Source organism: Desulfitobacterium dichloroeliminans LMG P-21439 (assembly GCF_000243135.2).
Taxonomy (GTDB): domain Bacteria; phylum Bacillota; class Desulfitobacteriia; order Desulfitobacteriales; family Desulfitobacteriaceae; genus Desulfitobacterium; species Desulfitobacterium dichloroeliminans.
The window spans coordinates 140871-154577 of record NC_019903.1; the positions used below are offsets into that span (position 1 = coordinate 140871).

The window sequence follows — 13707 nt, forward strand, 5'->3', positions numbered from 1 at the left end:
TCATACCGTGATTTTTTGTTCTAATTATATAGTATCTAATATATATTATTATTTTATTATTTCAAGTGGAGAATTTTGTTTGTCCCGTAATTCTAAGGCTAAATCCCCAAATAATCAAGGAAGGGGGCTGATTTGTGTCCTGGTTACATCTACTTATTCTTACACCATTTTTATACACGATACTCGTTCCTTTCCTTTATAAAGGCCTCCGGCGTATTCATACGGGTTGGTTTGTGCTGCCTGTACCGGCGCTTTTGTTTGTCAGCTTGGCCAGGCAGATTCCTCAGGTAGCCGAGGGGGGAACCTTAAGTTATGAGCTTCCTTGGATTCCTTCCCTGGGTATAAACTTTACGGCGTACTTGGATGGGCTTTCCTTGATGTTCGGTTTGATCATCACGGGGGTAGGAGCTTTGGTTATTCTCTATTCGATTTATTATCTATCGAAGGAGCGGGAAGCTCTGCATAATTTTTATGTCTACTTGCTGCTCTTCATGGGTGCGATGTTAGGGGTAGTCTTTGCTGAGAATGTGCTTGTGCTCTATTTATTCTGGGAGATGACAAGTATTTCCTCTTTCTTATTGATTGCTTATTGGTATCAAAGAAAAAGTTCTACCTATGGTGCACAGAAGGCTTTTATGATTACTATTGCGGGCGGCTTGGCGATGCTAACAGGGGTACTTTTGCTGGGGAATATTACGGGGACCTTCAGTATTCGGGAGATGATTGCCCAGTTCGCGGTGATACAGGGCCATTCAACCTTTATCCCAGCGATGGTCTTAATTTTGTTAGGGGCTTTCACGAAGTCTGCTCAGTTTCCGTTCCATATCTGGCTCCCCGATGCCATGGAGGCTCCGACACCGATTAGTGCTTATCTCCATTCAGCGACGATGGTCAAGGCCGGGATCTATCTGATTGCTCGTTTAACACCGATTTTTGGCGGGAATATGGTCTGGTTCTGGCTGGTTGCTGGAGTGGGGCTGATCACTTTATTTTGGGGCTCTTTTGTGGCGGTCAAGCAGACAGATTTAAAGGCGATGTTGGCCTATTCGACGATTGGGCAATTGGGGATTATCGTGAGCTTACTGGGGATCGGTTCGGCGGCCCTTTACTCTGGGGTGGCTGAAGCGGGGGCGCTGTATACGACAGCAATTTTGGGAGCAGTGTTTCACCTGGTGAATCATTCAACCTTTAAGGGATGCTTGTTCATGGTGGTGGGGATCATCGACCATGAGGCGGGGACTCGTGATATCCGCAGGTTGGGCGGATTGATGAATCTGATGCCGGTCACCTTTAGTTTAGCGGTCATTGGTAGTTTCTCGATGGCTGGACTGCCACCTTTTAACGGCTTCTTAAGTAAGGAACTCTTTTTCACCGGGATGCTCAACGCGTCGCAATTCGGTATTTTTCATCTGGAGACCTGGGGGAGACTCCTTCCCTTCGTGGCCTGGGTGGGCAGTGTTTTTACTTTTGTCTATTGCATGATTTTCGTTCTGCGTCCCTTTATGGGGAAATATCAGCCGCAAAAGTTGGAGAAAAAGACTCATGAGGCGCCTTGGGGTATGTTGTTCCCGCCGATGATTTTGGCGGGGCTGGTTATCTTGTTCTTTTTCTTCCCCAATGTATTGGCCAAGTATCTGCTCTATCCGGCGATGGCTGCAATCTTACCGGGATTTGTGGCGGCCGACTCTGGCTTAGGAACTATCGCGGCTTGGCATGGTTGGACGCCGGAGTTGCTGATGACGTTGGGAGTCGTAGGGATAGGAACGATAGTCTTCCTGGCCTTCCGCAAATGGCGGGGGATTATTGTACGTGTACCTGCCCGTTTTACTTGGAGTGCCCTCTATGATAACTTCTTAGCCAAGACCGAGGGTTTTGCAGCACGGTTCACCGATTTTTATATGACGGGTCGTCTTCGTGATTATCTACTCTATATTTTTGCTATTTTTATCACCGTAAGTGGTGGAAGTATGCTGATCAATGGAGGTTTTGCCTTTGACCCGACGGGCGCTAGTCCTATCGCGCTCTTTGAGTTGGTTTTGGTTCTCGTGCTTGTGGGCGCGGCCTTGATGGTTCTGTGGAGCCGTACCAGGTTGACCGCGATTATCGGCTTGGGTATCGCAGGCTATTTGGTGGCTGCGTTCTTTGTCATCTTTCGAGCGCCGGACTTGGCGCTGACCCAATTAGTTGTAGAAACCGTGACCACGGTGCTGTTTTTGCTGTGCTTTTATTTTCTGTCGAGTTGGCAGGGAAAGAATGAGAAGGTGGGCTGGCGGGTGCCGGAGTTGGTGATCGCTGTCGGAGTGGGTCTCGTGGTGACGATTATGGCTTTATCCGCGCAAGGAAATCGCGTATTCGAGCCGATTTCCCGGTTTTACGAGAGTGCTTATGAGTTAGCCGGCGCTAAGAATATCGTCAATGCCATTTTGGTCGATTTCCGGGGTTTTGATACTCTGTTTGAAATCTTGGTGTTCTGTATGGCGGGCATAGGGGTTCATACCCTGATTAAATTGCGGGGAGAGGGGAAGAATCCAAAATGAGAAACAATGATGTGATCCTGCAGACTGTGACCCGAGTGATGACCTTTATTATCTTGACCTTTGCGGTCTTTCTGTTCATGGCTGGTCATCACAATCCGGGTGGTGGCTTTATTGGGGGCTTGGTCTTTGCAGCGGGAATCTCGCTGTTGTTCATAGCCTTTGATCTCAAGACGGTACGGGCAGGCTTTCCTTTGGATTTTCAGATGTTGGCCTTCAGCGGGGTTCTGATTGCCCTGTTGACAGCTATGGGCTCCTTTCTATTTGATCAGCCCTTTTTGAGCCACACCTTTGGTTATTTTGTGCTGCCCATCTTCGGGAAGACAGAGCTGGCGACGGCGGTGTTGTTTGATGTGGGTGTGGGTATGGCTGTTTTAGGAACCGCCTTGACCATTATTTATGACATTAGAGAGGATATCAGCATATGGAAACATTGATGTCAGTGGTCATAGGAATCTTGTTTGCTATCGGAGTGTATCTCTTGCTTTCTCGAAAATTGCTGAGGATTATTCTGGGCTCATCCCTGATCGCTCATGGTGCGAATCTGCTGATTTTGACTATGGGGGGCTTGAAAAAAGGGGGGGTACCCTTATTGGAGAGAGAGGCGCCTTCCTATACTGACCCGATTCCCCAAGCTTTGATTTTGACGGCTATTGTTATTAATTTTGCACTTACGGCTTTTTTGCTGGTTTTGGCCTATCGTACCTACGTCAGTGTCGGGACGGATGATATGGAGCAGATGAGGGGTTTAGAGGATGAATAATGTGGTGGTTTTACCCCTAGTGATCCCTATGTTGGCGGGCTTGTTGATGGCGATGATGCGCAGGAATATAGGAGTACAGAGGGTGCTGAGCGTTATTTCCATAGCTTTGGTCTTCGGGGTTGCCCTCAAGCTGGTGCAACAAGTGAGGTATGAAGGCATTCAGACCTTGGCCGTCGGTGGTTGGCAAGCTCCCTATGGGATTGTGTTGGTGGCGGATATGTTTTCGGTGCTGTTAGTGCTGACTGCGTCCCTGGTGGCCATGGCTTGTATCTTGTTTGCGTTCCAATCGATTGGGAAGGAGCGGGAACAGTATTATTTTTATTCCCTCTTCCAGTTTTTGTTGGTGGGGGTCAATGGTTCGTTCCTCACCGGGGATTTATTCAATCTTTTTGTTTTCTTTGAGGTGATGCTCTTTTCTTCCTATGTGTTGCTTTCCTTGGGGGGAACGAAGCGGCAGCTGAAGGGGACCATCAAGTATGTGGTGATCAATAGTCTGTCTTCGACGATTTTTCTCTTGGGGATTGCCTATCTCTACGCAGTGGTGGGGACTTTGAATATGGCACACCTCTCAGTACGGATTGCGGAGATAGGTCAGGGCGGCTACTTGACGGCGGTAGCTTTGGTTTTTATGGTTGTGTTTAGCTTAAAGGCAGCACTTTTTCTCTTCTTTTGGTTGCCTGAGGCATACAGCGCACCCCCCACGGTGGTGGGAGCGGTCTTTGCGGCTCTGTTGACTAAGGTGGGGATCTATGCTTTGTTTAGAATGTTTACTCTGGTGTTTTATCATCAGCCGGAGGTCACCCATACCCTGTTGGCAATAATGGCCGGACTAACCCTGCTTCTGGGTAGTTTGGGAGCTGTCGCGTATCGGGATATCCACCGCATCCTGGGCTATAACGTAATTATCGGGGTCGGATTCATTGTCGCCGGGTTGGCTATCTTCACCCAGGAGGCGTTGATGGGTGCCCTCTACTATCTGCTCCATGATATTGTAACGAAGGCGCTTTTGTTTTTGCTGGGGGGTATCATCATTCTGGTGGCGGGTTCTGATCAATTAAAGAAAATGGGTGGCATGATTCGTGGCTATCCCTTTTTAGGGTGGCTGTTCTTGCTGACGACCTTGGCTTTGGGTGGAATTCCGCCCCTAAGTGGCTTTTTGGGTAAGGTACTGATTGTGCAGGAGGGCTTGGCTCGAGGGGTGGGTGAGATGGGGTTCTATGGGTTGACCGCTCTTGCTTTGCTATCCAGCCTATTGGTGCTTTTCTCCCTGATTAAGATTTTCATCCTGACCTTTTGGGGGGAGGCACGGGTGAACCGTGGTGGGGAAAAGAAAGAGATCAGGGGCTTGCTGATACCCTGTGCTGGCTTGCTGGTTGTGAGCATCGGCTTAGGGGTGGGGGCGGAAATGCTTTATCCTTATATAGAGCAAGCTGGGTATGGACTCATGAATCCAGAGGTCTATATTAAAGCCGTGCTGAGCGAGGTGATCTAATGGCAATCCAGCTTTTGTTAAATATCTTTACGGCGTTTCTATGGATGTTCTTCCGAGATGCATGGAGCGGTGCTGATTTTTTTCTGGGCTACTTGGTAGGGTTGTCTTTGATCTTTATCATGAAACGCTTTTTCCGGACGCCCTTTTATCTTATTAAGCTCTGGGCGATGGCTAAATTTTTGTATGTGGCGATTTGGGAGATTTTTTCGTCAAGTATCTTTGTGCTGAAGCTGGTGCTCAAGCCCCGTATGAATTTCAGGCCGGGAATCTTTGCACTGCATACGCAGCTGGAGGGAGCCGGGGAGGTCACGCTGTTGTCCCTGCTGATTACCCTGACCCCGGGCTCAGTGGTGCTGGAAGTTTCACCTGATGGAAAAATACTTTATATCCATGCCATGGATTTGGCAAATGTAAAAGATACGGTCTTAAAATCGATTCATGCCTTAGAAAAGGCGATCATGGAGGTGACACGGGATGTTTGAGATGGTGTTACAGTTGGCTTTATTTTTATTTTCCTTTGCTACCTTGTTGTTATTGTACCGAGCAATCAAGGGACCAACCGTGCCGGATCGCATTATTGCTATGGATACGATCGGGATCAACCTAATTTCCATTATGGCGATTTTATCCGTATTATTGAGGACCCATGCCTTTTTCGAAGGGATTTTGTTGCTCGGAATGCTCTCTTTTATTGGGACGGTTGCTTTTTCGAAATTCATCGAGAGGGGCATTGTATTTGATTATGATGAGAATGGGTGAAGTTTTAGTATCAGTCATGATTATCTTGGGCGGTCTGGTGGCCTTAATCAGTGCGATTGGTGCGCTCCGCTTCCCCGATGTCTACACCAGATCCCATGCGGCCTCGAAAAGCTCGGCGCTGGGAGTCCTTCTGGTACTGATCGGGGTGTTTCTTTATTTCGCTTTTGTAGATGGATATATTAGTATTCGATTGCTGTTAGGGATTTTCTTCGTGTTCTTAACGGCTCCGGTGGGGGCCCATGTTATCTGCCGGGCGGCTTACCGCTCAGGGGTGAAAATGGCTGGAGACAATCCTCATGATGAACTCAAGGAGGTCTTGACGGCGAACCGCCATGATGCCAAGGAACCCCCGCTCTCCACAGAGAGCTAACGAGGGTAGATCATATTAACATTCAGTCTTCCCTTCAGACATTTTTGTTGTAAAATAGGGAATAGATAGAGGAAACATACTATGAAAGAAGCATGATGATGAAAGGACAGTGAAATATGAACATAACTGTACTAGGAGCAGGGGCTACCGGAGGATACTTCGGGGCGAGATTAGCGGAAAGCGGAGCCAATGTTACCTTCTTAGTTCGACAAAACAGAGCGGCGCAACTCAAAGCAAAGGGTTTAGTCGTTAAGAGTGTCATAGGGGATATTAGCATTGCCGAACCGCAGACTGCGGTAAATAGTGAGGATATACCGGCATGTGATCTGGTGATCGTGGGACTTAAAAATTACCACTTAGCTGCCAGTCTCCCACAGCTCAAGGTGTTAGTGGAGCGCGGCGCTAAACTATTGCCCTTCCTCAACGGGGTGGAGCATTATGAGATCCTGCAGAAGGAGTTCGGTCGCGAGAACGTTATAGGTGGTGTCTGCAAGATTATCGCCACTCTCGATTCCGAAGGAACGGTGATTCATACGGGTAAACTTGCTCAGGTTATCTTCGGTGAATTAGAACCCTCGAGTAAAGAGTTTTGCCAGCAATTAGAACAAGTCCTAGCCAAGGCGAATTTCAAAACAATTTATAACGATAAAGTTTGGAATGAGATTTGGGCAAAATATGCCTTTATTAGCGTATTTTCAGGGGTAACGACGGCCGGCGATCTTACTACAGATCTGATTGATGCTCATGACGCATCACGAAACGTCTATCGTCGCGCTTTAGAGGAAATGAAAAGTTTAGCTACAGCGACCGGTGCTGTCTTAATAGAAGAGTTTGTCGATCAAAATGTGGTGGGTTTAAGTAAATATCAAAAGGGGTCGACCTCTTCTATGCATCAGGATAAGCGTAAAGGATTGTTTTTGGAAGTCGAGAGCCTCCAAGGCGGTGCGATTCGTCTGGCTCATCGCCATAATCTCCAAGTCCCAACGATTGAGACCCTTTATGGTCTCATAAAACCCTATGAACAGGGAAATGCTTTACAGAAATAGAGTCAAATCGTTAAATTTGTGAGGTTCACCTTATGCTTTAACTGGATGAGTTCTTAGCAGGGAATCATCCAGTTTTATTTTGCAACGAGTTTAGGTCGACTTTTTTCTCTAAATTTTGTATTATTATATTTTATAAATAAAGGGGGTGGTGTCATGCATTCACCACGGCAAAGCAAGGCTCCCATATATGAGGCGTTGCTAAAGTACAAGTCCATGCGGGTGGTGCCTTTTGATGTTCCCGGGCACAAGCAGGGGAAGGGGAACCCTGAATTAACGGAGTTTTTGGGAGAGAGATGCCTTTCCGTGGATGTTAACTCCATGAAACCACTAGACAACCTAGGACATCCTGTATCTGTGATCAAAGAAGCAGAAGAGTTGGCGGCAGAGGCCTTTGGGGCCCATCATGCTTTTTTTATGGTGAATGGAACCACTTCGGCTGTCCAGGCGATGGTTATGAGTGCCTGCAAGCAGGGCGAGAAGATTATTATGCCGCGGAATGTTCACCGCAGTGCGATTAATGCCTTAATTATCAGTGGAGCGATTCCGGTGTACGTGAATCCGGGGGTCAATCGAGAGCTCGGGATTCCATTGGGAATGTCTGTAGCAGATGTTGAAGCGGCTATTGCTGAAAACCCGGAGGCGAAGGCCATCCTAATCAATAATCCAACCTATTATGGTATTTGTTCTGATCTGAAGAGGATCACTGAGCTTGCCCATGAACATGGTATGTTGGCCTTGGTGGATGAGGCACACGGTACCCATTTTTATTTTGGAGAGGATATGCCCATCAGTGCCATGGCAGCAGGAGCAGATATGGCTGCTGTCAGTATGCATAAAACGGGAGGAAGCCTCACCCAAAGTTCTATGTTATTAATCGGTGAGCGCTTGAATGTTGGACGAGTTCGACATATGATTAATCTAACGCAAACTACGAGCGCTTCCTATCTCCTCTTATCTTCCTTAGATATTTCCCGGCGCAACCTAGCCTTACATGGCAAGCGGATTTTTGATAAAGCTTTATATCTAGCCAATTATGGTCGGGATGAAGTGAATAAACTTGGCGGCTATTATGCTTTCGGTAAAGAATTAAACAATGGAGACTCGGTCTATGATTTTGATTGTACTAAGCTTTCGATCCACACTCGGCAAATTGGGCTAGCGGGCATCGAAGTTTATGATATTCTCCGGGATGATTATGATATCCAGATTGAGTTTGGGGATATCGGCAATATTCTCGCGATTATCTCGGTGGGGGATCGGGCCTTAGCTTTGGAACGCCTAGTTTCAGCTTTGTCGGAGATCAAGCGGCGCTATCAGCGGGATAAAGCGGGGATGTTTGAGCACGAATATATTAATCCTGTCGTGGTCATGGGTCCGCAACGCGCTTTTTATGCGGAGAACTATTCCGTTCCTATCAAGGAGAGCGAGGGCAAGATAAGTGGGGAATTTGTGATGGCTTATCCGCCGGGGATTCCGATTCTGGCACCGGGCGAAAGAATTACTAAGGATATTATCGAGTATATCGATTACTCTAAGATCAAAGGCTGTTTCCTAACAGGCACAGAGGATATGGCCGTTGAAAATATCAAAGTCGTGGAGGAATAGCAATGGAATTATGGTATACAGAAGAGCATACGGAAAATGTCCGCTTTTCGATTAAAGTAGACCGGCAACTCTATTCGAACCAGAGCGAATTTCAACGGATTGATGTGTTTGAATCCAGAGAGTTTGGTACGTTTTTTACTCTGGATGGGTTGATGATGGTGACAGAAAAGGACGAGTTTATCTATCATGATATGATTGTCCATGTGGCTATGGCTACGAACCCTAAGATTAAAAATGTCCTGGTCATAGGTGCCGGGGATGGAGGAACAGTCCGAGAGTTGACCCGGTATGATTCCATCGAGAATATCGACATGGTGGAGATAGATAAACTTGTAGTGGAAGTCTGCAAGGAGTATCTTCCCCAGACCGCCTGCAAGCTGGAGGATCCGCGAGTCAATCTGTTCTTTGAGGATGGGTTGAAGTTTGTACGGACTAAGGAGAATGCCTATGATCTCGTGATTGTCGATTCCACGGACCCCTTTGGACCGGGGGAGGGACTTTTCACTAAGGAATTCTATGGTAACTGCTATAAGGCCCTTAAGGACGATGGTATTCTCGTCAACCAGCATGAAAGTCCTTACTATGAAGATTATGCTCAGAACATGGGTCGGGCCCATAAGCGGATTAAGGAATTCTTCCCGGTGTGCCGTGTGTATCAGGCTCATATTCCCACCTACCCCTCAGGGCACTGGCTTTTTGGCTTTGCTTCGAAAAAGTACGATCCTTTAGTGGATCTCAATGAACAAGCCTGGAACGACTTAGGCCTTAAGACCCAATACTATAATACGGAGATTCATAAGGGCTGTTTTGCTCTACCCACTTATGTCAAAGAACTCTTGGCGAGTGCAACGGACTAAGGCTCAAGGTCCTTGTGGTCACTAGGGTGAAGCGAATTTTGTTTACCCTCTGCTCGTGGACCTAATATTGAGGTGCTAGAGTCGAGGGTATTTGCTTACTGAGCATAGAGTGATGTAGAATAGTGGTTATAGACAAGTTGATACTTAATGCATAATTCCACAAGGGCTAACACATTTTCCATACATAATTCGTTCATTAAATACTATGAAGAGGTGATGCTATGTTAAAGTGGAAAGAGGAGTATTCGATTGGGGTAGCGGTGATTGATGAACAACATATGCGTTTGTTTGAAATCGGGAATCAAATCTATGACTTATTAGAAAACTACCTGCTACCGGATAAGTATGACAAGATCGTGACAATTATCCTAGAGCTTAAGGACTATACCATTTACCATTTTAAAACTGAAGAAGACTATATGTTAAAAATTAAGTACCCTGGGTACTTCAAACAAAAAGTTGCTCATGACGACTTTATAAAAGAAATCGAATCCATTGATTTGGACGCCATTGACCAAGACCAAGATGGACATACCCGCAAGCTTTTGAATTTTATCTTCGACTGGGTACTCGATCATATTCTGAAGAGTGATTTTGGAATTAAAGAATTTATTCGCATTACAAGATAAGAACGTTAAGGCCTGTCTGCAAATCGGTACGAGCTTACCGATTGCAGACAGGCCCTTTTTATACTGGCAGAGAGTATAACTTCGATGGATACTTTCCTCCAGCATAATCCGATGAGGGAATAATGAGGTCACAACCTGGCAATAGTAGGGAATATATGGTTTTACGAAATAGCTAGAGTATTTCGTTTGAAGCCGAAATATGAGCAGACCTTGCTCATATACTCTACTATGGAGGGGATGCTAGGTTGGAACAACACTCCGTTCAGGTTGGGACTCAATATTATCGAGAAAGCATCTACGAGCGCCTTCGTCAGCTCCAAGAGGAAGAGAACTTGCCGGTTGTGCTTCACGAGTATCAGCAAGGGAAGCGCTGGTTAATTGATTGCGAGTTCCAAATAGAAGCTATAGAGGATATAGAGGATCGAGAAACCACCAAGAAAATTCATAGCTATTATCTAGCGAATGCCATCGCTGAAACAATCCTACTCCACTGGGAAAAGGATCATATACGCTGGTTGTTGAGAAGAAAGTTTAAAATGAAACGGGAAGAGGTTGTTCAGGTTTTTGAAAAGGCTCTCCATTACCTTAATGAAGAATCCCGGGAGTGGAAAGGCTATCGGATCCATCGTAAAGCGTCCTTGGTAAATCAAATCGTCAAATGTTTGGAATCACAGCCACTCTTCGATATGGAAGGTTTTTTGCGGTTCCGGGCTAAAGGTTATAAAGAAGAAATCAATAAAGCGGTCAGTTATGTGGTTAATGAGCATGTCATCGCCACCGAGTATGTGGAGTTTATCCAATTGCTCAAACACTTTGTCGATTCGCAGGAGTCTCGTGTTCATACCCTGCATGTAGGAATTACGAAGCAAGGGAAATTCAACCTTTATAATGAAGATGGCAAAAAGATGACCAAGAAAACCATGGATGATCTGTTTTTCATGGATTCTTCGCAAGAATTGACCTATGAAGATATGCTCGTCAGTGCCTTAATCGCTGTGGCTCCGCGGGAGATTGTACTGCATATTCGTTATGAAGGGTATCAGGATACTTTGCAAACCATCTGCAAAGTCTTTGAAGGGCGTGTCAGCTATTGTCCCGGTGGCTGTCCTATCTGTGAGAAGATTTGACAAAGCTTTTACGGGCAGATATAATTATTAAAAATGATGATGGGGAAAGTATCTTGCTTTACTTGATGCAAGAGAGGGGATGCCGTGGCTGAAAGCATCTCTCATGAAGAAGCAGAGGAAAACCACCCCAGAGTGCTGAGTTGAATCTGAGTAGGCTCGGACGTCTGCCCGCGTTAAGGGAGCAAAGAGAAAGTATCAGGCCGTGAATGTCACTTTGGGGATTCGCTGGTTTTGAGGCTTTAACTTGGGTGGAACCACGGGAATAATGCTCTCGTCCCATATGGGATGAGGGTTTTTTGTATTAATTCCAAGAGGGTAGGACGGTGGGATAGATACTTTACTGAAGAATCTTAAAATGGATAGGTTAGAAAGTTGAAAAAAGGAGTTAATGAAGATGGTAAAGATTACTTTAAAAGATGGCTTGATTCGCGAGATCGAAGCCGGAAAGAGTCTCATGGAATTAGCGGCCTCTATCTCCAGAGGATTAGCGAAGGCTGCTGTAGCAGGTAAAGTGGACGGTGTGCTAAAGGATTTATCCTTCCCCTTGCACCAGGATGCTGGGGTGGAGATTATTACTGCTGATAGTGAAGAAGGCCTCGAGGTTCTGCGCCACTCGACCTCTCATATCATGGCTCAAGCCGTGCAGAACCTTTTCCCCGATACGATATTTGGTATTGGGCCAGCTATTGCGAACGGGTTTTACTATGATTTAGATTCTGAGCATGTATTTACCCCGGATGACTTGGAGAAGATCGAAGCCGAAATGCGTCGTTTAATCAAGGAAAACAATGCCTACGCGCGCAAGGAAGTTTCGCGTAGCGAGGCTCTTGATTACTTCGGTGCCAAAGGAGAAAAATATAAAGTCGAACTAATCGAAGGTCTTCCGGAGGATGCAGTTATTTCTCTGTATACTCAAGGTAGCTTTACAGATCTCTGTGCCGGTCCTCATATCCCAGGCACAGGGGCGGTGAAGGCTTTCAAACTCATGAATTTAGCGGGTGCTTATTGGCGGGGCAGTGAGAAAAACAAAATGCTGCAACGGATTTATGGAACGGTCTGGGCTAAAAAAGAGGATCTAGATGATTACCTCTACAAGCTTGAAGAAGCAAAACGCCGTGATCACCGCAAGCTGGGTGTGGAGTTGGATCTATTCAGTCTGCACGACGAAGGACCGGGTTTCCCCTTCTTCCATCCTAAGGGGATGGTTCTGCGCAATCAATTGGAAGATTTCTGGCGTCAAGAGCATCGGCGTCGGGGCTATCAGGAGATTAAGACTCCCATTATCCTCAGCCGCAATCTATGGGAAAATTCGGGACACTGGGATCACTATAAAGACAATATGTATACCACTAAAATCGATGAGGAAGACTATGCTGTCAAGCCCATGAACTGCCCCGGTGGGATGATCATGTATAAGCAAAGACTCCGAAGCTATCGGGATCTCCCCATAAGAATGGGCGAGCTGGGTTTAGTTCATCGTCATGAGCTATCAGGTGCTTTAAATGGACTCTTGCGGGTGCGCAACTTCACCCAAGATGATGCCCATATCTTTATGCTTTCTTCCCAGATTAAGGAAGAGATTATTGGCGTCATTGATCTCGTGGATCATTTCTATAAGGTTTTTGGTTTCGAGTACCATGTGGAGCTCTCCACTCGCCCTGAAGACTCCATGGGAGCGGATGAGACTTGGGAAATGGCCACCAACGCGCTGCAGGAAGCGCTGGATGCTAAGAAGATTAATTATAAAATAAACCCAGGAGACGGAGCTTTCTACGGACCAAAAATCGACTTCCATCTCCGGGATAGCTTAGGCCGGACCTGGCAGTGTGGAACGATTCAGTTGGACTTCCAAATGCCGGAGAAATTTGATCTCACCTACGTCGGCGAAGACGGACAAAAGCATCGTCCGGTCATGATTCACCGGGTAGTTTATGGAAGTATTGAACGCTTTATTGCTCTACTCACCGAGCACCATGCAGGGGCCTTCCCCACCTGGCTGGCTCCAGTCCAAGTCCGTATCCTGCCCATTAGCGATCGTCATGAGGAATACGCCCAAGACATGCTCCGTCGCTTAAATGATCTCGACATTCGTGCTGAAGTGGATGATCGTCGTGAGAAAATCAGTTACAAGATTCGCGAAGCCCAAACCCATAAAGTCCCCTTTGCTCTTGTCGTCGGTGACCAGGAAGCCGAAACGGACACTGTGGCCGTCCGCCGTTATGGTCAATCGAACGCTGGAGAAAAGCTCTCTATGGCAGAATTTATAGCTATGGTTCAAGAGGAAATAAAGAATAAGACTAAATTGGGGTAAATAATTTTTCGATAAGTGAGGACTCAGCCAGGGTTGCAATGGCTGAGTCCTTTAGATTAATTTCTTTTAAATTAATCTAAGGAAATGAATATTTCGACAAATACTTCATTTATTTCATTTACGAAAAGGAAAGGTGGAGGTATACTTGTACTAGTTAATTAATTCACAGGGAATCCTTGGAGGGAATGCTGCTAATAATTTGCTGAGGGGGATT

Annotated in this window: 13 protein-coding genes and 1 other annotated feature; all 13 genes read left to right on the forward strand. The window is 46.3% G+C overall.

Translation table 11 applies throughout. The features are described from left to right. Window positions 1–134 precede the first annotated feature (134 nt). Window positions 135–2537: a Na+/H+ antiporter subunit A gene (locus DESDI_RS00675; RefSeq protein WP_015260705.1), complete on the forward strand. Its 2403-nt coding sequence runs from the start codon at window positions 135–137 to the stop codon at window positions 2535–2537. Further along, the gene (locus tag DESDI_RS00680) at window positions 2534–2971 is read left to right on the forward strand and encodes a Na(+)/H(+) antiporter subunit B (RefSeq protein WP_015260706.1); all 438 of its coding nucleotides are present in this window, start codon (window positions 2534–2536) and stop codon (window positions 2969–2971) included. The genes DESDI_RS00675 and DESDI_RS00680 overlap by 4 nt, the downstream gene beginning before the upstream one ends. Beyond that, complete coding sequence (locus DESDI_RS00685; protein ID WP_015260707.1) at window positions 2959–3297, forward strand: Na(+)/H(+) antiporter subunit C; 339 nt, start codon at window positions 2959–2961, stop codon at window positions 3295–3297. Before DESDI_RS00680 ends, DESDI_RS00685 begins: the two co-directional genes overlap by 13 nt. After that, on the forward strand, window positions 3290–4789 hold the full coding sequence (locus DESDI_RS00690) for a Na+/H+ antiporter subunit D (RefSeq protein WP_015260708.1): 1500 nt from the start codon (window positions 3290–3292) through the stop codon (window positions 4787–4789). Before DESDI_RS00685 ends, DESDI_RS00690 begins: the two co-directional genes overlap by 8 nt. After that, complete coding sequence (locus tag DESDI_RS00695; RefSeq protein ID WP_015260709.1) at window positions 4789–5271, forward strand: Na+/H+ antiporter subunit E; 483 nt, start codon at window positions 4789–4791, stop codon at window positions 5269–5271. The genes DESDI_RS00690 and DESDI_RS00695 overlap by 1 nt, the downstream gene beginning before the upstream one ends. Beyond that, window positions 5264–5548 carry a Na(+)/H(+) antiporter subunit F1 gene (locus tag DESDI_RS00700; protein ID WP_015260710.1) on the forward strand — a complete coding sequence of 95 codons (285 nt, stop codon included), beginning with the start codon at window positions 5264–5266 and terminating at the stop codon, window positions 5546–5548. The genes DESDI_RS00695 and DESDI_RS00700 overlap by 8 nt, the downstream gene beginning before the upstream one ends. Beyond that, on the forward strand, window positions 5535–5918 hold the full coding sequence (locus DESDI_RS00705) for a Na+/H+ antiporter subunit G (RefSeq protein WP_427846162.1): 384 nt from the start codon (window positions 5535–5537) through the stop codon (window positions 5916–5918). The genes DESDI_RS00700 and DESDI_RS00705 overlap by 14 nt, the downstream gene beginning before the upstream one ends. Window positions 5919–6034: 116 nt before the next feature. Continuing rightward, window positions 6035–6964, forward strand: coding sequence for a ketopantoate reductase family protein (locus tag DESDI_RS00710; RefSeq protein ID WP_015260712.1), 930 nt, complete (start codon window positions 6035–6037; stop codon window positions 6962–6964). A 153-nt stretch (window positions 6965–7117) separates the two neighbouring features. Beyond that, the gene (locus DESDI_RS00715) at window positions 7118–8569 is read left to right on the forward strand and encodes an aminotransferase class I/II-fold pyridoxal phosphate-dependent enzyme (RefSeq protein WP_015260713.1); all 1452 of its coding nucleotides are present in this window, start codon (window positions 7118–7120) and stop codon (window positions 8567–8569) included. Window positions 8570–8571: 2 nt separating this feature from the next. Then, on the forward strand, window positions 8572–9426 hold the full coding sequence (gene speE / locus DESDI_RS00720) for a polyamine aminopropyltransferase (RefSeq protein WP_015260714.1): 855 nt from the start codon (window positions 8572–8574) through the stop codon (window positions 9424–9426). A 221-nt stretch (window positions 9427–9647) separates the two neighbouring features. Further along, a complete protein-coding gene (locus DESDI_RS00725; RefSeq protein WP_015260715.1) occupies window positions 9648–10055 on the forward strand; it encodes a bacteriohemerythrin in 408 nt (135 codons plus the stop codon). A 245-nt stretch (window positions 10056–10300) separates the two neighbouring features. After that, the gene (gene ytxC, locus DESDI_RS00730) at window positions 10301–11182 is read left to right on the forward strand and encodes a putative sporulation protein YtxC (RefSeq protein WP_015260716.1); all 882 of its coding nucleotides are present in this window, start codon (window positions 10301–10303) and stop codon (window positions 11180–11182) included. A 27-nt stretch (window positions 11183–11209) separates the two neighbouring features. Continuing rightward, window positions 11210–11464 (forward strand) — a binding site (T-box leader). A gap of 112 nt (window positions 11465–11576) precedes the next feature. Further along, window positions 11577–13493: a threonine--tRNA ligase gene (thrS, locus tag DESDI_RS00735; protein ID WP_015260717.1), complete on the forward strand. Its 1917-nt coding sequence runs from the start codon at window positions 11577–11579 to the stop codon at window positions 13491–13493. Window positions 13494–13707: the final 214 nt, after the last annotated feature.

What these genes read in the sequence shown, in the direction of transcription:
- DESDI_RS00680 (WP_015260706.1), top strand. Translation starts at nt 2,534, where the DNA reads ATGAGAAACAATGATGTGATCCTGCAGACTGTGACCCGAGTGATGACC.
- DESDI_RS00695 (WP_015260709.1), top strand. Translation starts at nt 4,789, where the DNA reads ATGGCAATCCAGCTTTTGTTAAATATCTTTACGGCGTTTCTATGGATG.
- DESDI_RS00710 (WP_015260712.1), top strand. Translation starts at nt 6,035, where the DNA reads ATGAACATAACTGTACTAGGAGCAGGGGCTACCGGAGGATACTTCGGG.
- DESDI_RS00725 (WP_015260715.1), top strand. Translation starts at nt 9,648, where the DNA reads ATGTTAAAGTGGAAAGAGGAGTATTCGATTGGGGTAGCGGTGATTGAT.
- DESDI_RS00715 (WP_015260713.1), top strand. Translation starts at nt 7,118, where the DNA reads ATGCATTCACCACGGCAAAGCAAGGCTCCCATATATGAGGCGTTGCTA.
- DESDI_RS00690 (WP_015260708.1), top strand. Translation starts at nt 3,290, where the DNA reads ATGAATAATGTGGTGGTTTTACCCCTAGTGATCCCTATGTTGGCGGGC.
- DESDI_RS00700 (WP_015260710.1), top strand. Translation starts at nt 5,264, where the DNA reads ATGTTTGAGATGGTGTTACAGTTGGCTTTATTTTTATTTTCCTTTGCT.
- speE (WP_015260714.1), top strand. Translation starts at nt 8,572, where the DNA reads ATGGAATTATGGTATACAGAAGAGCATACGGAAAATGTCCGCTTTTCG.
- DESDI_RS00705 (WP_427846162.1), top strand. Translation starts at nt 5,535, where the DNA reads ATGAGAATGGGTGAAGTTTTAGTATCAGTCATGATTATCTTGGGCGGT.
- thrS (WP_015260717.1), top strand. Translation starts at nt 11,577, where the DNA reads ATGGTAAAGATTACTTTAAAAGATGGCTTGATTCGCGAGATCGAAGCC.
- DESDI_RS00685 (WP_015260707.1), top strand. Translation starts at nt 2,959, where the DNA reads ATGGAAACATTGATGTCAGTGGTCATAGGAATCTTGTTTGCTATCGGA.